Origin of the sequence: Metabacillus rhizosphaerae, from assembly GCF_037201795.1 — a bacterium.
Classification (GTDB): Bacteria; Bacillota; Bacilli; order Bacillales; family Bacillaceae; genus Metabacillus; species Metabacillus rhizosphaerae.
Genome location: NZ_CP147403.1, coordinates 1203954 through 1222641, shown reverse-complemented (window position 1 = coordinate 1222641; position 18688 = coordinate 1203954). Strand labels below are relative to the sequence as shown.

Here is an 18688-nt window from a genome sequence, read left to right as displayed (position 1 = left end):
AACCACTCGGTTCCCTTCTTTCTCATTTACATATTAGTTACGCGTTTTCTTTTCTGAATAAAAAGTATTACTCCTCCTAAAGCTAGGACAATGAGTCCCACTGCTAAAAGGTTATACACTATAGTAGCTGTTTTAGGAAGCTGATTCTTATTTTCAACTTTAACAGGTTCAGTAATGATGTTTTTCGAATCTACTGGTTTTTCCCCAATAGATGAATTATTTCCATTAGCTGGATTTTCACCGTCAGGAGTTGGCTTTTGAGGATCCACTCCCCCATCTTGACCATCACCAGGTGTTGTTACTGGATTATCGTCACTATCTTCTAACAGAAAGAGAATTGGATCTACTAGGTAATCTTCCGTTCCGTTTATTTCAAACTGGAAGGTTACTTCTTCTCCATCCGCTGTCACAAACGTTATTTCGTAATTTCCAACAGGGAGCTCTACTATATCCATTTCTTCATCTGTTGAAACGTCAATTAATCTTCCTTGTTCATCAGACCAACCAAAGTAATAAATATTCTCTGTTTCTTCATCGATTCCGTAAAGGTCAAATGTCGCATCAACCTCAGGAAGATCGACTGTTTTGTACACATACAGACTAACATCCTTAACTGATCCTTCTATAGGTAAGGTTGTCACATCTGCAGATAAAAAGCCATAATACTCATCTTCTTCAACATTAATCTCAATGTAATAATTAGTATTTGGTGAGAGTTTCAAAAATTGATAGCTAGTTTCATTACTATGAAGCTCTACGTCCTCAACAAGTTCTCCGTCATCTGAATATAGAGAAACGTTGTAAGTGCCTGTACCTTTTGGTAGCATTGGATCCCATGAAATTGAAATAGAGTCTTCAGTTACTTCATCGATATTTAGCTCAGGACTATTATCTACGTCAAGATTTACTTGAACGCCCCAATCCTTTAGAGCTGCAATTACTTGGGCATTATCCTTATCATTTACATCAAGTGTTGCAATATTGTATAACGAAACATATTCTAGGCTTGGCAATTCAAGTAAAGGTGTTAAAGCTGAAATTTTCGTTTCATCTAAAATTAAATAATATAGGTTTTCTAACTCTGCAAGGCTTGAAAGATCCTTAATTAGGTTTCCACTTACATCGAAATAATTAAGATTTTCCTTCAATCCTGATAGTGGCGATAGATCCTCTATTTTATTATTTGCAAGACTAATAAAGTTAAGTTTTCTTAATCCTGATAAAGCGGAAATATCTTGTATACTATTATTTATTAATGTCAGATCTTGCAGATTAGTCATTCCACTTAAAAAGGAGATATCAGATAGATTACTATTGACGATAGCTAAAGAACTTACCTTTTTTAAATCCTTTAAAATTGAATAATTCTTTAAATCCGCATCTTCAATATGAACATAGCTTAGCTCTGATAAATTCTTAAGCGGTGATAAGTCTAGAGTATATGCATTTCCAAATACATAAAAATCATATAGGTTGCTTGCAAACTCTAAGCCAGAGAGATCCTTAATATCTGACTCAATTAAAGATAACGAGGTTAGCTTCTCTAAGTCACTTACTCTTAAATCACGATCAAGTCCAAGCTGTTCTTTAATAAGCTCTTGTAAATTGTTATCCTTAAATGGTACGGTTTCACCTGTTGGCTCAGACCATGTCATTTCAGAGATATTCGAACTAAGAACAAGATCTCCATCACCGTTATATGCCTTAACCTCTAAGTCATACACAGTAGCTGGTTTAAGACCATCTATTTCTAAGAAGTTTTCTTCACCTGGTAACTCGCTGTGAAGTTCACCATTGACGTATACCTCATACATTTTAATTTCTTGTTCACCGTAATAATCCCAATAAAGAGAAAGTGAATCTTCTGTAACTGTATTAATATAGGCTTCAAGCCACTCTTCCCCTTCAGCACCTTCATAATCAACCATTACGCCATTTGCGATAAGCTCCTCAATTACCTGCTGAGCGGCTGACCCTTCTGATAAATCGAGTTGTTCTGTTCCATATAAAGTTACATATTGAAGCTGCTCAAATTTCAGCAATTCATCAATCTTTTCAATGCTTGTATAACTTAAATTAATACTCTCTAGCTTTGTCAGCTGCTGAATATCAGCGAGTGAGCTAATTGGGTTATCATCCACATCGATATATTCCAGCTGTGTTAATTTTTCAATTCCTTTAAGATCTTTTAAATCATTTTCGTAAAGCGATAAGTAGCTAAGACCTTCAAGTGCTGGCAGTGTTTCAATGCTCTCTAAATTGTTTCCATTGAGAGAAAGATCAGTTAAGTTTTGCAAATCTGCTAAAATAGACAGATCCTTTATTCCCGTTTCACCTAAGTGTAAACTTTCTAAATTCGTTAGCCCTTTTAATGCAGTGAAATTCACAAGCGGATTTCCATCTACATATAGATCTCTTAGGTTTTTTAATGAAGCGAGTGGTGTTAAATCAGATATTCTGTTTCCAGACAAGCTTAAGCTTCTGAGATTAGTTGCTGCTTCAATACCTGATAAATCTTTAATTCTTTTACTGTCGAGATATAGTTCTTCTAGTCCTTTTAAGTCACTAATAAAAATATCACGTTCTAAACCAAATTCAGCTTTTATTGCTTTCTCTAGTTGTGCATCCTTAAATACAGCTTTTTCTCCTACAGGAGCTGAAAGAGTTTTAAACGTAGAAACAGCTTTTCCGATTTGCTCATCCTTGTTGTTATAAGCAAAAATCTCTACTGAGTATTCTGTATTTTGCTGAAGTGTCTCAACTGTTATTTGGTTCCCAACTTCATCAGGGTCTACCATTGTTACCTTATCAGCAACTTTTACCTCATAATAAGCTATTGATTCCTCATCATCATATTCCCAGCTAATGATCGCTCTCTCTTCATTCGCCTTTATTGATGTGATGTACATCTTATATGAATCATCGTGGTCAATCGTTAGACCTTCGCGCTCAAGTGATTGTACCTCATCAATTAGAGTAAAATAAAGCTCACCGTAAATTGTTAATGTAGATAAATTGGTTAGCTGCTGCAGCGGTAATATTGTTGCAACCTCTATGTAGCTAATATCTAACGTTTCTAGGCTAGCAAGCATTGCGATTGGTGCTACATTATTTACCAATGATTCTGCGAGTATAAGAGTTTTTAAGTTTGTTAAAGATGTTAAAAATTCAATGTTTTCTCCTTGGAAAGAAGTAAGATCAAGGTAGTTAAGCTTTGTTAATCCTTGTAATGCAGCGGCACCCTTGATATCATTTCCCGCCAATTCAAGCTTTGTTAAATTTATCGCCTTTTCTAATCCTGTCACATCTTTAATTCCACTGTAAGATGCATCTAACGTCGTTAAGCTTTCCATATCTGATACATAAATTTCATCACGTTTCAATTGTAGAGCTGCTTTAATTTCACGCTTTAAAGCAGAATCAGGTACTGTGACAAGCTCACCTGTAGGTTCAGTAGCTGTTATACTTACCTTTTCTTTGCTTTCAGTTACACTAGTAGTATCTACACTTTCTTCTTCTTGCTTTTGTGCAGTGATAATATTTTTCGATGCTTCTTTTAAAATAGCACCATCACCAATTGCTCTAATGCTAACGGAATAGCTTGTCCCACTTTGAAGATCCTTTAGCTCATAAGAACCAGCTTGGTTGACTTCCTCAATAATCTTGCCGTCAACAACAACTTGATAACGATCAGCTTCTAGGAACTCTGACCATGAAACCTTGATTGAGTGGTCTGTTACACTTGTCGTGTTCATTTCGAATGGAGCTAATGCTTCCTTAACTAGTTCATAAGTAACTTCAATTGGTTGTGTTTGAAGCTTTGTATCACCAGTTTTTTGCACAGTATATTTATACGTTTCACCTACTACCACTTGTTGATCAACGAACTGATAGGTTCTATGGAGATTCCCATCTTGATCTTCTGATGACTCAATGACTTCTACAGAAGACAAATGAGTCTCTTCTGTATTTTTCAATAAAGTAAAGCTTTCTTCTGAATGAGATGAAGAAATTGTACTCCATTGAAGCTTAATTCCACTCTCAATATTTTCTGCTGGTAAAATTGTCATGCTTTCATTAGCAGCAACTGCAGTTGATAAGAATGGGGTAATGAGAGTAAAAAGTAATGTAACAACGAGTGATAATGAAACGAAACGTTTAGTCAAGTTCGTCTTTCCTCCTATAACTTTCTATATATTGTCAGGATTCATTATAATTTTTATTTAAGATTCTGCATATAAGAATTATTAGACAAATTTCTACAAAATTATGAAACTTTTTTTATTACCTATCGTCTTATAACTGGAAACATTTTTTTACAAAAAAAGATTGTGATAAAAGTAGGAGAGAACTATAATCTTTATAGACTAATTAATTAAATAAAATAAAAAAGGATGAACTATATATGCGTGAAACAAAAAAGAAAAAGAAGAAGTTACTATGGATAATTCTTAGTATTATCGGTGTGCTTGTTTTAGGTACAGGTGGTTATGCATTTTACCTTTATAAATCTGCCGCAGATACAGTTGCTAGTATTCATGAGGATATTGACAGAGAAAAGTCTGAAAAGAGAACGGAAGAAGTTGAATTTACTGAAAAGGACCCAATTTCAATTCTATTAATGGGTGTTGATGAGCGTGAAGGTGATGCAGGTCGTTCTGACTCCTTAATCTTAATGACTGTAAATCCTAATACGAATACAACGCAAATGGTAAGTATTCCGCGTGATACAAGAACTGAGATTGTTGGTAAAGGGAAACAGGATAAAATCAACCATGCGTATGCTTTTGGTGGAACAGAAATGGCAATCAACACAGTTGAGCACTTTCTCGATGTCCCTGTTGATTACTTTGTGAAAATTAACATGGAGAGTTTTAAGGATACGGTTGATGCTGTGGGTGGTGTAGAAGTTAATAACACACTTGATTTCACTTACGAAGGTTACCATTTCACAAAAGGTACTACTTCTTTAGATGGTAAAAAAGCATTAGCCTATACAAGAATGCGTTATGAAGATCCACGTGGTGACTTCGGTCGTCAAGACCGTCAGCGTCAAGTAATTGAAGCAGTTATTAAAAAAGGTGCAAATGTATCATCAATCACAAAGTTTGGTGATATGTTTGGAGTAGTACGTGACAATGTAAAAACAAACCTAACATTTGATGAAATGTGGGAAATTCAAGCTAACTACAAAGCGGCTAGTGCAAACCTTGAACAGTTTCAAGTAAAAGGTACAGGGGATAAAATTGACGGTATTTACTATTATATCGTTCCAGAGGAAGAGCGTTTAGCCTTATCGAATCAGTTAAAAGAGCATTTAGAGATTACTACAAATACAGCAAGTACTAATTAACACAAAAATGTCAGTCCATAACGGGCTGACATTTTTTATACTGATTTATGATGGTAATCGATCTATACCTAATAATGGATTTGATGCCCTGTCAAGATTTAATGTATTCTCCAGCTTATCATGATTGTTAATATACGTATTTAGGAGATCTGAAGCAAATGCTTTTTTCATTGTTAACACATCATAGCTAACTGGAACAACCACTTTATCATAGTTCTCAAATACAATAATTGCTCGATCCTTATAAGGAATAATTTCTCGAATGTGATTGACTGAAATCCACATACATTCTGATTTTTCTGCTGAATGTGTCGGGAACAAACAAATCCGAAATGTTGCGGATAAACATAGTGGCAACATTCTTTTCCCCTTTAATACGGTCCTAGCAGCTCCAAACTTTCCTTCGAGAGTGCAACCATGAAATTCACAATTGTCTTCTAATAATTGCTTAACTGACTTCAACACTCTTAGCTTGCGATATTGCTCGAGGACTATGGTGTTTTCATTTCCGCACTCATCGTAAACGGAGTGGATTAATTGTGTTTCCCTTGAAATAAGATATTCATCTTTTACAACTTTCATCGTTGCACCTCTTTTACATTTTTATTTTTAGATTAGTGACTTATGTATTATAGATCACATTTCACTTAGAACTGATGACTTGGATAAACACCTCCGAATAACATAGTAGATTCACGGATTTAATGTGTTTGAAAACAAAGATGTAGGAATAAAGGGGTTTGACTTAATCGAATTTAGGTTATTTATACAAATATCATTATACCTTTAGTAGTAGGTAAAAAATATTATTTTATGGGATTTTTACCTAATTTTAACAAGCGGGATTTTAATTTTACCTTGGTGAAAATTAAATTTTCTATGTAGATAATGAAATATTCAATATATGAGGGCTCATATACTGTAATTAAGGCTATGGTAACTTTTTATTCGGTATACGAATAAAAAGGATTGAACACCATATCCTTTAAGGATAATTGTTTGAGGAGGGATTTATTATGGAATTTTCATTTGGATTTATAATTTCCATTGCTATTGCAATCTTTTTGGCAATTGATGCACCAAAGCATGATCGTAATCCATGGCTATGGGGAATCTTAGGGTTCGTATTCGGACCAATCGTACTTGGGATATACTTAATAGTCACAGGCCGAAAAGTGGCCGGATGGATTATCTTAGTTATTTCCATTTTACTTCTTTTACTTGTGATCATATTATTCTCAGTTGGTATGTTCTTTTTGTTTAATGGAATGTAAGTGGAAAAGGAGTAATGCTGGGGACAGTCCCCCGCATTACTCCTTTTGCTGACTTTTGAGTTGTTTGGTGTAATTCGGGGACTGTCCCCACATTATCTTTTTGCTGACTATTGAGCTGTCCTTACTCTATTTTGGGGACTGTCCCCCTAATCAAATGCCCACACAACTTTCCACTCTTCCTCATCTTTCACAACATAAATATCCTGAATGACTCTAAATGTTCCAAACTTACTTTTAAACGTCTGCTCGACCTCTACACGATAGGCATTCGAGAACTTCTCTGCGTCCTTGGCCATCTTCCAGTTTTTCACTTCCTCTTCATCTCCGAGCTCAAATGAGAAGGTCTCAACACCGTAGTGGCTCATATTAATATGTGAACGCTCTGTCACGTATGCATTTTTTGAAAACCGCTCCTGCATCACAGGGTGGAAATGCTCCCACGCACTTCCGAAGTCACCTTCTTGCTCATAATGATAAAAAGCTTCAACTATATCCTTTGGATCCCGTTCTCCAACACCTGATAAAACCCTAATAATGAAAATCACGAACAAAATCACTGCTACAACTACTATCAAAATAGGAAGCTTACTTGAATTTCGTCTTCTCATGTTCACACCTCGCTGCCTGTCTACTAACAGACTATGATGGGGTGTGGACGAATATTCTTTTGCTTTTATTTTGATTGGGAGACTTTGTTTTTGGGGACTGTCCCCACTTTATCGCGTTAACTTAGTGGGGGACTGTCCCCGCTTTATCGCGCTAACTTAGTGGGGGCTGTCCCCACTTTATCGCATTAACTTAGTCGGGGACTGTCCCCACTTTATCGCGCTAACTTAGTCGGGGACTGTCCCCGCTTTATCGCGCTAACTTAGTCGGGGACTGTCCCCACTTTTTCACCAGTTACCAAATAACAATTTAAGGAAAAACAGCAAATCCTTATCAATTGTTGGTATAATAGAGGTTCAGATTAAACTTTAGAAGCGAGTGAAAGAGTTAATGGGAGAAGGAATTAAGTTTCTTGTTGAGGTTGTAAACAACATCCATGACATATTGATTCTTATATTGAATGACGTACTGGGACTTCAAATGACTGATAAAGACATGCATTTTTGGATTATGGGGTTTATCGGCATTTTCACCTTTGCTTGTGTATATGTTATTTCTAAATGGTTATCAGAGTTTCCATTTGGGATTCATCTTATCGCTTTTTTATATACCTTAACATTTATGTTTGTATTGGTTTTTGCTATCGAAATTCAGCAGGCGATAACCAATAGAGGAAACATGGAGTTTGTTGATGCTATCATTGGGCTTTGGGGATTTATAGCATTGTTTTTAGTGTATGTAGTAATAGCTGTGTTTTTGATTATCACAAAATTAATCTTCAAAAAGATTAGAAGAAAAGATGATGATGTAGATTTATAGTCAAATAAAAAGAAGTAACAAACTTAGTTGCCATAAGCCCTAAGTTTGTTACTTCTTTTTTCTAGTTATTAAAGTGAAGTCATTATCCTTTTCTTTTGTACAAAATAAGCCCACTCTGTAAAGCCGATTTCTTTCAGTCTTTTTTGAACTAGTTCAAATTCATCGCCAATTCTTTCTGGCTTATGGGAATCTGATCCAAATGTTACTTTCACATTGTGGAAAAGTGCTCGTTCTAAGATGTCATCTGCTGGGTACCATCCTCCACAATCCTTTGTTTTCCCCGATGTATTAATTTCGATTGCGATATCTTCTTGTCCGATTATTTTTAGTGTTTTTTCAATCACGTCTGTTTCAATATCTGAAAATGCTGGATAAAATCCTTTCATCGCATCAATATGACCGAGGATTTGAAACACTCCGCTTTTTGCTGATTTTTGAATTAAGTCATAGTATTCTTCTTTCAATTTTATCTGCTCTTGACTAGCTAAACCATCCCAACGACCTTTTTTAAAAATATTAAGGTCTTGAACATAGTGAACGGAGCCAATTATGTAGTCGAATGGATGTAAAATATATTGATCTTTATAGACGTCAATATGATCTGGAAAGAAGTCACTTTCCATTCCTAATAACACATGGATTTTATCTTGATATTTTTCTTTTAGATGAAGAACCTCATTAATATATGTGACAAATTCACTCTTAGCCATCGAAATTGTTGGGTAGAGATGATCTTCTTCACTATAAAAATATGGAGAATGGTCTGAGATCCCAATAAAATTTAATCCATATTCAATTGCTTGCTTTACGTAATCCTCAATTGTACCGATAGCATGTCCACAGCGATGATGGTGTGTGTGGAGATCAAACTTTATAGAATTTGACATTTCCTAAGCCCCCCTACTAAAATTAACCAATTCGTCTTACCTCATCATAGCTTAGATTTCAATTTTTATCCATTAAAAGGACCCCCACTATTTTATCCGTGGAGGCCCGGTTTATACTACTATCTATCAATCATCATCATCGTCGTCATCGTCGTCGTTATCCAATTCCAACTCTACTACCTTTTTACTGTGAGCATCAATTGTGATTTCTGCTTCACCCTTAGCTGTCTTTAATTCCATTTCATACTCGTATCTACCATCATCTTCGTCTAATTCAATTTTAATAACTTCACCCGTTACGTTCTTTTTTGCTATTGCAATTGCTTCATCTTCTGAAATCATTGATTCTGTCGCTGATGTTGAAGCTTGAACCTCACGATTATCATCGTCGTCATCGTCATTGCGATTTTCATCAACCTTAATAATTTCAGCTGTATATGCATCTACATCAATATCAAATTCTTTATTATCTTTATCAATATCCACTTCATAGTATGTTTTACCATTATAATCTCTATCTAATTCAACGCTCTCGACATGCCCATCTACCTTTTTCAATGCGGCTGCTTTCGCTTTTTCAATTCCTATTAATTCCTTTGTCTGCTCAGCCTTTTTCTGATTATCCTCTTGTGCATATCCATGATTAATTGCTATTGAACCACCTAGCACAATTGCTGCAGCTAACGTAATAGTAACGATCTTTTTCATCTTCTCTTTCCTCCTAAGTGTTTTGTCTTACAGTCTCTACTATAAACAGCGAAGATTAGAGGAAGGAAAAAGAAAGATTAAAATTTGATGAGAAAGTTTTTAGATTTTCTCATTTATTTGGGGACAGTCCCTCTTTTTATAGTGGGGACTGTCCCCCTACTATCTTAATCCTTAAGTTCATTGTGTTTTACTATGTTGGGGACAGTCCCCCACTATTGATTAGGGACTGTCCCCAATTAAACAATTCATTCCTCCTCATCACTTTCGTCCTCGTCCTCTTCATGGTCCTCCCAGGAGACGTTTTTGATTTCGCGGGTGTAGGCGTCAATTTGCAGTACGGCCTCTTGGTCTTCATTTATTTCGACTTCGACTAGGTAATATGGCGTTTGATTAGGTGGTTCATAAAAGTCAACTTCATCTACTGTACCTTTTACATGTTCTTCGGCAATCGTTATTGCTTCGGTTTCAGTTAAGATACGTGGTTTTTCTTTTGTTGAGCTAATGATATCCCCTGAATACGAATCTACTTTTAATGTTATGTTTTCGTTATTTTTACTTACAACAGCTTTATAATACGAGTTGTTGTTTTCTTGCACGAGATCAATTGATTTCACCGTACCTTGTGAGGAAACTATCGCCTCGACTTGTTTCTGAGTAAGTTGCTTTGGTGCTGTTTTTTCAGGAGTTTCTTTAGGGATCTCCTCGGGCTTTTCACCCCTTTTTATAGAGTTGACCTCCCCACTTTTTGCATCAATTCTAATATGATAGACCCCTGTTTCAAGCTGCATTTCAACGTGATATTCACCTGCAGATTTAGTTGTCTTTAGTATGTCACCAGGGTATTTATCCAGTGCCGCTTTGTTTGCTTCATCTTCTGTTAGCGATTGGGCTGATAATGATGGCGCCCATAATTGGAATCCGACAATGACAATCAGAGCTAAAACGAGAGTAGCTGCGGCGGTCCATATCCATTTTTTATTTTTCATCGTGTCACCTCATCCAACATTTTGTTGGCTTTATTATATCGTTGAAAAATGAGAACTTGCTGAGAAAGCAGGTTATTTGCTCGGTAAAAATAGAGTCACAGTTGTACCTCTGCCTTCAAGACTATCCATTTCAATCCGTACATGTATTGCATCTGCAATTTCCTTTGCTACAGATAATCCTAAACCTGATCCGCCTTGCTTTCGCGTTCTCGCTTTGTCTACCCGATAAAAGCGGTCAAACACTTTCTCCAGTTCATTTTTGGGGATTCCAATTCCTCTATCTTCAATTCGAACATAAGCTTCGTTACCTGTTTTTCCAATGTAGACAGCTATAAACTCATCACTGTATTTTCTCGCATTGTCTAAAAAGATAAACAATAGCTGTTTTAACTTTTGTACGTCTGAAGTTGCAAAAACCTCATCTTTTGAATGGATCTCGATGTTTCGATGGTAGGCATTTTGAAACACTTTTGCTGATTCGGCCATGAATTCAATTAGGTTGATTTTTTCAAGCTTGATATTCCATTGTTCCTGATGTTTTGCCAGGAGGAGCAATTGCTCAGTCATTTCTCTCATTCTAATTGCTTCTGAATGAATGGCCTCGATTGATTCGTCAAATAAGTCAGGGCGTTCCATCCCTCTTCTTTTTAAAAGATCGGCATAGCTTTCGATAATCGTTAATGGTGTTTTTAATTCATGTGATGCATTTGATACGAATTGCTCCTGCTTTTCAAAGTTAGTCTGCAGTAGATCAATCATGTGATTAAAGGTTTCACCCATTTCTACAAGTTCATCCTTGGATTTACCTTTAAAACTGATGCGCTTGAATTGACCACTTTGTTGAATTTCTTTCATCGTATCAATCATCGATCTGATTGGACGGGTAATTAAGTTACTAAGGATACTACTTGAGATTAGCACCGGTATCATTGCAATAATGGTTACTGCGATTAACACAATGCGTAAAATGCCAAGCATTTCTTCTGTTGTGTGAATGCTTTTCGTGATTTGGAGATTGACAATACTTCCATCTGTCCAGATGATTGGATTTGATGCAAATACATATTTTTTCTGATTATAAGTGATGATTTCACTTTTTTCTCCTGGATAAAAAATAGGTTTTCGATCCTTTAAAGGGTTTTCTGAATGTGATGTAATGGTCGAGGACTTTTTATTTGTTTCTCCTACAATTTGCACCATGCCATCAATCGGCACATAAGCACGAAGAAGATTATTTGGTGCAATTTGATTAACAGCATCACTAACATCTTTCGCAATTTTTTCAGTTTCCGCTTTTGTCCGATCAAGTTCATTCGTCATGATCATGTTGCTAAAAACAAGATAAATTGCGACATTCATTAAAATTAACAGGAAAATAAATAACACGGCGGTATATAAATTGATTTTATTTCGAAGCCTCATTTTGGATCCTTTAAGACGTATCCAACGCCTCTAACTGTATGTATTAGTGGTGTTTCAAAGTTGAAATCGATCTTTTTACGAACATAACGAATATACACATCCACAACATTCGTGTCGCCAAAATAATCATAGCCCCAAACTGCCTCCAAAATTTGATCTCTGTTCAACACTTGTCGCTTATTTTTCAGCAAATATAGTAGTAAATCATATTCCTTTGGAGTTAAATCAATTTCGCTTTCTCCTCTAATGACCTCACGAGTTTTATCATTCAGCTTTAAATCACCAGCAGATAACCATTCGTCATTATTCACTTCACTTGTTGGAGTGGTAGATCGCATCCTTAAAACAGCGCGAATTCTAGCAAATAATTCTTCAATTTGGAACGGTTTTGTTATATAGTCATTCGCGCCAAGATCAAGGCCAGACACTTTATCCTCAACAGACCCCTTTGCAGTTAATAAAATCACAGGAGTCATCGTGTCATTCGCTCGGATCCGACGAAGCAGTTCAATTCCACTTAACCCTGGAAGCATGACATCTAGTAAGATCAAATCCCAGTTCCCAGATCGATAGGCTTCAAGAGCTTCAACGCCATCAGAGGCCTTTCCGACTTGGTAACCTTCATATTCAAGCTCTAATTCGAGTAGCCTTTGAATTTTTTCTTCGTCTTCTACGATAAGTATCGATTCTTTGGTCATTTGGTTTGCCTCCTTTTCATTTGGTGGGGACTGTTTGGTGGGGACTGTCCCTCACTGCTTTAAAGCACCAGATTGGGGACTGTCCCCCAATTTATTATACCAGTTCATGGAAGTAAGGTTTCAATATTAAACTCACAAATAAAGATAGCTTGCTCTACCAAAATCATAATAGATTTCTCTACAAATATTAATTACAACTCTAGATCATGTTTAAAGCATTAATAAAAAGACAAAAATAGTAAGATAAAACCTTATGACGGGAGGTAGTAAGTGTGAACACTAGACATTATGTCATTTTTGCCATTATCTTAATTTTTATTTGTACACTAGGAAGTGCATATGCCTTTAAAGAGGAACCTAAGCCAATAGAGATCCATACTCCCCAAAGGAAAATTGAAAGGCAATTACCTACTCCAGATCAGACATCTTTTAATCAATCAAACGCTGATGAACGTTCTTTAAAATGAATGGGGACTGTCCCCATTTAAGTGAGAATAGTCCTAAAATTAAAGGTTTAAATAGAAGTGGGGACTGTCCCCACTTCTTCTATTCCAATACAAAAAAACCACAGAACCAAAATCTGTGGTTGGATAAAATTCATTAAGAAGCTCCGCAGAGACTCACATCCCCGTCAACTTCTTCTTCAAATCAGTCTCCATCGATGCTAAGTCCTGTTCAGCCTGAATACGTTTTGCTCTACCCTCTGCTTGAATGCGGAGGGTTTCTTCTAGTGTTGATACTAAATGATCCTGTACTTTTTTAAGAGTATCAACATCGACAAGGCCTCGTTCGTTTTCCCTTGCAGTTTCCAGTGTGTTTACCTTTAACATTTCAGCATTTTTTAACAAAAGATCGTTCGTAGTTTTCGAGACTAGCTTTTGCGCCTCAACAGCGTTCTTTTGACGAAGCAAGGTGAGAGCGATTGCCACTTGGTTTTTCCAAAGTGGGATGGCTGTTGTGATTGATGACTGGATTTTCTCTACTAATGCTTGGTTGGCACTTTGAATTAAGCGAATTTGTGGTGCGCTTTGCATTGTGATTTGTCTGCTTAGAACTAGGTCATGTGTACGCTTTTCTAAGCGGTCGGCGAATTGCATGAGATCATTGACCTCTTGAAAGGCCATTTGGTCTTGGGTTAATTCAGCCTTTTTCTTTAATTCTGGGATTGATTTTTTCTCTAATTCTTCAAGCTTTAGTTCTCCTGCAGCAATATAGACATTTAATGCGTGAAAATATTCTTTGTTTTTTTCATATAGTTGTTCAAGGACATTGATGTCACCGAGAAGATCATTTTTTGAGTGTTCTAATTTCACTGTAATGCGATCAATTTGCGCTCCGGTTTTTTGGTATTTTGACAAGACCTCCTGAACTGAGTTCGATATCTTGCCAAACATCTTTGAAAGAAGATTGCGTTTTTCCGCCTTTAAATCATCAGGACTCACTTGTTCTAGCTTTTTCATGAGATCACCGATAATTTCACCAATTTCACCGCTATCCTTCTTTTGCACATGGTCTAGCATTGTATGTGAAAAGTTTAATAGCTTTGTTTGCGCTTGGCTGCCATATAAAGAGATAGCTTGCTGGTTTTTCGGATCAATTTGTTCCGCTAGCTGAATGGCTTTTTGGCGATTTTCTTCAGGTAAGACATCAACTAGCCGTTTTGGCTTTGCTGGTGTAGCTTTATCGTCGATTACAACCTTATTTTCTCCAAATGGGTTAGAAAGTAAATCATCAAGTTCACTATTTTTACTCATATGAACAGACCTCCTAGTGTCATTTTTTGATTGTTTTATTAATAGAAAGCTTGGCAACATCTAATTCAAATTGTAAATGATCAATATCCTTTGATAGCACATCGTATAAATCCTTCTCCAAGGTCTCGGCAAGATTAGAGATCGTTCTGCGTGTTTCACTTAAAGAAATTGATAACTCAGCATTCTTCTTTGGTTGCGCTGCTAAAAATGCATATTTTTCACTGATTTCGACCATTGAGTCTAAGTGAGAATAAAAAAATGGTTCTACTAAGTAAAAACGTTTAGGTTCATTTTTGGTAATCGAATAGATTTTGTTAACGATCCGAATAATTTCAATGTTTTGCTTTATAGAAGCGACTGATCGCACATTCAAAAGTGCCTTTCTGAGTCGCCTGATTTTTTTGCTGGCTTCGTTTAAGTTCTTCTTTATATATTGATATTCCTTCTTCGTAAGCTGATTCTGTTTTAAAAAGCGATGTGTTGTCATCCCCTTAATTGTTAGGTAAACGACACCACCTACACCTAATGCATAAGCGCTTGCAAGGAGGAATGGTTGATGAAATGCGAAAAAACTCCCAAGCCAAATTGTACCTGTTGAAAATGTAGCTACTGATGACCGAAGTAAAAAGTTAACTAATTGTTTCAATCGTATCGACTCCTATTATTATCGTACTAATATTAGTACGTATGATGAAGGAAGAAAGTTTCATTCCTTAAAAGAAAAACTACCACTTGAATAGTTGTAACTATTCATCTAAAATCACATATGGCTACATATTTATATAATAAAAATTGATAGGTGATAAATTTGGTAATAAAACGTAATGATCCTTGTCCTTGTGGCAGTGGAAAAAAATATAAAAAATGCTGTTTAAATACAGCCAATGTCATTCAAATTCAAGAAGTTAAGGAAGAACGATTCTTTCAAAATAAACATATGCTTGTGTTAAAGCTTAGAGATTTTATGAACAAAGAGGTACCGGCAAACAAGTATTACCAATTGCAATCTGAATTCAAAAAACGGTCCCAGCACGCGATTAAAGGAAAATATGAAACGGGCTTTTTCGAGTTTTGGTTGTTTTTCTTCCATCGTTTTGAAAATGGACTTCGTGGGATCGAATGGTTTACAGGGGAAATTGCCCCACGTCTTTCAGAAGAAGAACGTCAGATGGCTAATACTTGGCAGGAGCTAACGCCAAAAATCGTCCAGGCAGTTAATAGGGAAGCAGATATCATTTATTATGAAGATCGGTTTACGAATAAGCAATACCGTGTACCTTTTATTAAAAATGATGATCCTGAGTTTGTCCCGTGGTATGGCACAATTGGACTGCTTGAACCATTTGAGCAATTGTTCTATTTTAATGGTGTAAGAGTTTTCGAAGATCCTATGGGTGTAAATCGAGCAGTTAAAAAGGTTGAAGAACTAGCTGAAACCTTTAATCAAAGCCATGAGCAAGTACTATTTAATTACTTTCCAGAGGTAATAGCTGCATTAAAAACAGATGAAGCGATGGTGAACTCTGAAAGTAAAAAGATTAGTGAATATACGCTTCAATATCATGTTCTAGATGAAAAAGCTCTTTCTGCTCTATTCGAAAGCAATCAGCAGTTTATGATTGACTCTTGGGAAATAAATAAAAAGCTTGGCAGTTGGGTTGATAGCTGGTACGTGTATACAGATAGTGAAATTTCAAGTCCGATACATCTCGGGAAATTATCAGGGAAATTTACTGTAGAAAATAATGTCTTACAGTTCATTAGCTTGGATCATGCTCGTGTTGAGGAATTCAAACAACTTATGGAAAGCTTAATTGCTTCTTCTGCTCTATCGTTTAAGAATGAAAAAATAAATAAACTAACAATTCCTTTCCAAGCTGAAATAAGAGAATTGGTGGTTTCTTATGATAAGGATATACCTCAATACTTTGCTCTATATGCGCAAAATAACATACAATTTGAATTAGATCAACCAATTGGACTGTTTAACGGTCTATCCATTAGAGAATTGATTGATGCGGGAAGAAAAGATGACGCAGACAGCTGGCTAAAACAAATGGAATACAATATGTATCAACAAGTACAGCAGCAATTTAAACAAGTCGCAACGACAGCAGACTATAATACGGTTCGTAAAGAGCTTGGCCTTGCCCTTTCACCATTTGTAACAGGTGGAGAAAATAGAACATCAACTTTTGAAAAGCTTGCAACTCAGAATACTGAGGGCCAACATGTAGTAAAAAAAGAGGACATCCCATACTACGAGCAACTCGGCTTCACACCAGATAACGTTAACACCTTCTACTCAGACGACTTTGTGGCCTTCTTTAAAGAAAAAACAGAAGGTAAATCTGAGAATACAATCAGAAAATATAGATTTAGTCTATCTGACTTAAGAATGATATTAGAGAATTATGAACTTAACAGCTGGGAGAACTGTGATCAAGAATTCTGGACCAGAGTTATGATCATCGACTTTATCGGACTTTATGAGGTCTTGACTAAAACAGCCATAAAGGATTTTATCAGTACAACAAAAGCCTTGGCAAAATGGCTGGATCAACAGAACAAAACATCCTCATTAGCTAAGATTGTTGCGCAAGTGGCAAAGGAAACTGAAGAAGAAATGATGCGATCGGTTGAGGTATTCAATTAATGATTCATTTTTTAAATTAACAAACTTATTAAACAAAAACGGCTTGGGAACTTTCCCGAGCCATTTTAAGTTTTTCTTGTTTAACTAAAGCAGCGTTACTCAAAGAAAATGTTTTTTAAGACACTTGCGTTTTCCTTGTTTAACTCGCCATAACCTTCATTTTTATCATTACTGATAATTGTAGCTGTACCTGCCTTATCATTAAACCAAATTTCATATTCGTATAATCTTTCAGGTGTATTTTTTTTAACTTCATAATAGAAGATAGCTTTAACATCTGGTTTTCTAGACATACTAGGAACTTTATTCTGTTTCCATTTTACTTGTTCAGAAAAGTTTCCCAATAAAGATAAGGTATTTTTATCTTGAATGTGAGTATCACTTTGATTTTCAATTAACACATCAATTCTTGTTAATTCTCCCTTTCCTTCCATTGTGCAGCCTACCATTAATAAAATAAAAATAGAAATAAAGGCAAAAGACTTCATTATTTTTCTCATCATACACCCCATGAATTTAGACGGTTTTCATTGCATAAAGTTTCATTATCCCGCTCTCAATCTAATACCTAGAGCAAATCCAACTTCGACCCATAAAACAAATCATACTCCCGCGGATCATAGGCTATAAACCCACTCCCTGGTGTAAACGTAAGCTCACCAAAATAAATCTTATTGGCTGTTTGATAAAGATCGACACGAACTAAAGGAAAATCCTTCGACAGTTCCTTAGCGATCGTCACCATCTCTTTTAGCATCGTGGGTTTTTGAATTTGTTCTTCTGATTTAGGATAAAGCAAACGAAATGCTAACGGATCCCACTTTGGTGTAAAAAGGTCTCGCTTGTGGCTGTCAAACCTTTCACTGTCCACTTGGATAAATAATGGTTCACCATGGAAACAAAAGAATTTGTAATCCTTTAGATCCTCTTCTTCTTCACCAATATATTCTTCCACGATAATCCTTCCTGTTAAAGGTTTATAGTTCGGCTCGCCACTGACATCATAGAAATTAGTTCCAAGCCAATCTCCACATTTCTTTTTTAATTCCGCTAAATCAAGCTTGCTTTTATCAAGGATCACTTCATTCCACCCTGAACCATGTGTGGCCTTAAGCACAAATTTTTCAGGCAGCTTTTCGAAGTCTATTTCATCTACTGTTGAATAAACACCGAAAAGGGGGATTAAGAACTCTTCACCAATTGTATTGCTTATGAACTCTCTAACTTGATATTTATCAACATAACGCGCGAATTTTTCTAAATTTCCATTCAGCTTCAACCATTGAATTTTTTCTGATAATGTTTGGGGATTGTTTAGTGGACATGGATAACCATGGTAGTTATGAAAATAAAATTCAATAAATGATTTCAATCCGAATTGTTCCAGGTATTCCTTTTTAGAGTCTGCATTCCTTACATTAACCGTTTTTTCCAAAGTACGCGTGCACCTCGATTCAACTATGTAGTTTGATTACATTTGGGACAAAGTTTTCCGCAAAAACCATGTAAGTAAAACGAACAATAG

The 18688-nt window shown here is 36.0% G+C and carries 17 protein-coding genes; 5 read left to right on the top strand and 12 right to left on the bottom strand.

Annotated elements, in window-relative coordinates; translation table 11 throughout:
* Positions 1-26: 26 nt before the first annotated feature.
* Positions 27-4166, bottom strand: coding sequence for a leucine-rich repeat domain-containing protein (locus WCV66_RS05830; protein ID WP_338788256.1), 4140 nt, complete (start codon positions 4164-4166; stop codon positions 27-29).
* A 239-nt stretch (positions 4167-4405) separates the two neighbouring features.
* Here WCV66_RS05830 and WCV66_RS05825 point away from each other — a divergent pair, with 239 nt between their 5' ends.
* Positions 4406-5353, top strand: coding sequence for a LytR family transcriptional regulator (locus WCV66_RS05825; RefSeq protein WP_338788255.1), 948 nt, complete (start codon positions 4406-4408; stop codon positions 5351-5353).
* A 45-nt stretch (positions 5354-5398) separates the two neighbouring features.
* On the opposite strand, the gene WCV66_RS05820 is transcribed toward WCV66_RS05825, so the two are convergent.
* On the bottom strand, positions 5399-5935 hold the full coding sequence (locus WCV66_RS05820) for a competence protein ComK (RefSeq protein WP_338788253.1): 537 nt from the start codon (positions 5933-5935) through the stop codon (positions 5399-5401).
* A 434-nt stretch (positions 5936-6369) separates the two neighbouring features.
* Here WCV66_RS05820 and WCV66_RS05815 point away from each other — a divergent pair, with 434 nt between their 5' ends.
* Complete coding sequence (locus WCV66_RS05815) at positions 6370-6627, top strand: hypothetical protein (protein ID WP_066329374.1); 258 nt, start codon at positions 6370-6372, stop codon at positions 6625-6627.
* A 146-nt stretch (positions 6628-6773) separates the two neighbouring features.
* Here the strand turns inward: WCV66_RS05815 and WCV66_RS05810 are convergent, their stop codons facing one another.
* Positions 6774-7235, bottom strand: a complete 462-nt coding sequence (locus tag WCV66_RS05810) for a hypothetical protein (protein ID WP_338788252.1) — start codon at positions 7233-7235, stop codon at positions 6774-6776.
* Positions 7236-7623: 388 nt separating this feature from the next.
* On the opposite strand from WCV66_RS05810, the gene WCV66_RS05805 reads away from it, so the two are divergent.
* Positions 7624-8052: a hypothetical protein gene (locus WCV66_RS05805; RefSeq protein ID WP_066329381.1), complete on the top strand. Its 429-nt coding sequence runs from the start codon at positions 7624-7626 to the stop codon at positions 8050-8052.
* A 68-nt stretch (positions 8053-8120) separates the two neighbouring features.
* Here the strand turns inward: WCV66_RS05805 and WCV66_RS05800 are convergent, their stop codons facing one another.
* The 5 genes from WCV66_RS05800 to WCV66_RS05780 all read right to left on the bottom strand — a co-directional run bounded on the left by WCV66_RS05800 (position 8121) and on the right by WCV66_RS05780 (position 12753).
* Positions 8121-8939, bottom strand: coding sequence for a histidinol-phosphatase (locus tag WCV66_RS05800; RefSeq protein WP_338788251.1), 819 nt, complete (start codon positions 8937-8939; stop codon positions 8121-8123).
* Positions 8940-9065: 126 nt separating this feature from the next.
* Positions 9066-9647, bottom strand: coding sequence for a PepSY domain-containing protein (locus WCV66_RS05795; RefSeq protein WP_338788249.1), 582 nt, complete (start codon positions 9645-9647; stop codon positions 9066-9068).
* A 245-nt stretch (positions 9648-9892) separates the two neighbouring features.
* The gene (locus tag WCV66_RS05790; protein WP_338788248.1) at positions 9893-10633 is read right to left on the bottom strand and encodes a PepSY domain-containing protein; all 741 of its coding nucleotides are present in this window, start codon (positions 10631-10633) and stop codon (positions 9893-9895) included.
* Between the two features lie 72 nt (positions 10634-10705).
* Positions 10706-12055 (bottom strand): HAMP domain-containing sensor histidine kinase, encoded by a 1350-nt coding sequence (locus WCV66_RS05785; protein ID WP_338788247.1) that lies wholly within the window; start codon positions 12053-12055, stop codon positions 10706-10708.
* On the bottom strand, positions 12052-12753 hold the full coding sequence (locus tag WCV66_RS05780) for a response regulator transcription factor (protein ID WP_066329393.1): 702 nt from the start codon (positions 12751-12753) through the stop codon (positions 12052-12054). Before WCV66_RS05780 ends, WCV66_RS05785 begins: the two co-directional genes overlap by 4 nt.
* 272 nt (positions 12754-13025) lie before the next feature.
* Between WCV66_RS05780 and WCV66_RS05775 the strand changes: the two genes are divergently transcribed.
* Positions 13026-13220 (top strand): hypothetical protein, encoded by a 195-nt coding sequence (locus WCV66_RS05775; RefSeq protein ID WP_066329398.1) that lies wholly within the window; start codon positions 13026-13028, stop codon positions 13218-13220.
* A 153-nt stretch (positions 13221-13373) separates the two neighbouring features.
* On the opposite strand, the gene WCV66_RS05770 is transcribed toward WCV66_RS05775, so the two are convergent.
* Together WCV66_RS05770 and WCV66_RS05765 are read right to left on the bottom strand one after the other, a co-directional pair.
* Positions 13374-14507: a toxic anion resistance protein gene (locus tag WCV66_RS05770; RefSeq protein WP_338788244.1), complete on the bottom strand. Its 1134-nt coding sequence runs from the start codon at positions 14505-14507 to the stop codon at positions 13374-13376.
* A 19-nt stretch (positions 14508-14526) separates the two neighbouring features.
* On the bottom strand, positions 14527-15153 hold the full coding sequence (locus tag WCV66_RS05765) for a 5-bromo-4-chloroindolyl phosphate hydrolysis family protein (RefSeq protein ID WP_338788242.1): 627 nt from the start codon (positions 15151-15153) through the stop codon (positions 14527-14529).
* 162 nt (positions 15154-15315) lie between these two features.
* On the opposite strand from WCV66_RS05765, the gene WCV66_RS05760 reads away from it, so the two are divergent.
* Positions 15316-17163, top strand: coding sequence for an SEC-C domain-containing protein (locus WCV66_RS05760; protein ID WP_338788241.1), 1848 nt, complete (start codon positions 15316-15318; stop codon positions 17161-17163).
* A 95-nt stretch (positions 17164-17258) separates the two neighbouring features.
* On the opposite strand, the gene WCV66_RS05755 is transcribed toward WCV66_RS05760, so the two are convergent.
* Positions 17259-17663 carry a hypothetical protein gene (locus WCV66_RS05755; RefSeq protein WP_338788240.1) on the bottom strand — a complete coding sequence of 135 codons (405 nt, stop codon included), beginning with the start codon at positions 17661-17663 and terminating at the stop codon, positions 17259-17261.
* Positions 17664-17731: 68 nt separating this feature from the next.
* Positions 17732-18598: an ATP-grasp fold amidoligase family protein gene (locus WCV66_RS05750; RefSeq protein WP_338788239.1), complete on the bottom strand. Its 867-nt coding sequence runs from the start codon at positions 18596-18598 to the stop codon at positions 17732-17734.
* Positions 18599-18688: the final 90 nt, after the last annotated feature.

Coding starts and splice junctions, on each gene's coding strand:
- WCV66_RS05825 (WP_338788255.1), top strand. CDS start 4,406: ATGCGTGAAACAAAAAAGAAAAAGAAGAAGTTACTATGGATAATTCTT.
- WCV66_RS05820 (WP_338788253.1), bottom strand. CDS start 5,935: ATGAAAGTTGTAAAAGATGAATATCTTATTTCAAGGGAAACACAATTA.
- WCV66_RS05815 (WP_066329374.1), top strand. CDS start 6,370: ATGGAATTTTCATTTGGATTTATAATTTCCATTGCTATTGCAATCTTT.
- WCV66_RS05810 (WP_338788252.1), bottom strand. CDS start 7,235: ATGAGAAGACGAAATTCAAGTAAGCTTCCTATTTTGATAGTAGTTGTA.
- WCV66_RS05805 (WP_066329381.1), top strand. CDS start 7,624: ATGGGAGAAGGAATTAAGTTTCTTGTTGAGGTTGTAAACAACATCCAT.
- WCV66_RS05800 (WP_338788251.1), bottom strand. CDS start 8,939: ATGTCAAATTCTATAAAGTTTGATCTCCACACACACCATCATCGCTGT.
- WCV66_RS05795 (WP_338788249.1), bottom strand. CDS start 9,647: ATGAAAAAGATCGTTACTATTACGTTAGCTGCAGCAATTGTGCTAGGT.
- WCV66_RS05790 (WP_338788248.1), bottom strand. CDS start 10,633: ATGAAAAATAAAAAATGGATATGGACCGCCGCAGCTACTCTCGTTTTA.
- WCV66_RS05785 (WP_338788247.1), bottom strand. CDS start 12,055: ATGAGGCTTCGAAATAAAATCAATTTATATACCGCCGTGTTATTTATT.
- WCV66_RS05780 (WP_066329393.1), bottom strand. CDS start 12,753: ATGACCAAAGAATCGATACTTATCGTAGAAGACGAAGAAAAAATTCAA.
- WCV66_RS05770 (WP_338788244.1), bottom strand. CDS start 14,507: ATGAGTAAAAATAGTGAACTTGATGATTTACTTTCTAACCCATTTGGA.
- WCV66_RS05755 (WP_338788240.1), bottom strand. CDS start 17,663: ATGAGAAAAATAATGAAGTCTTTTGCCTTTATTTCTATTTTTATTTTA.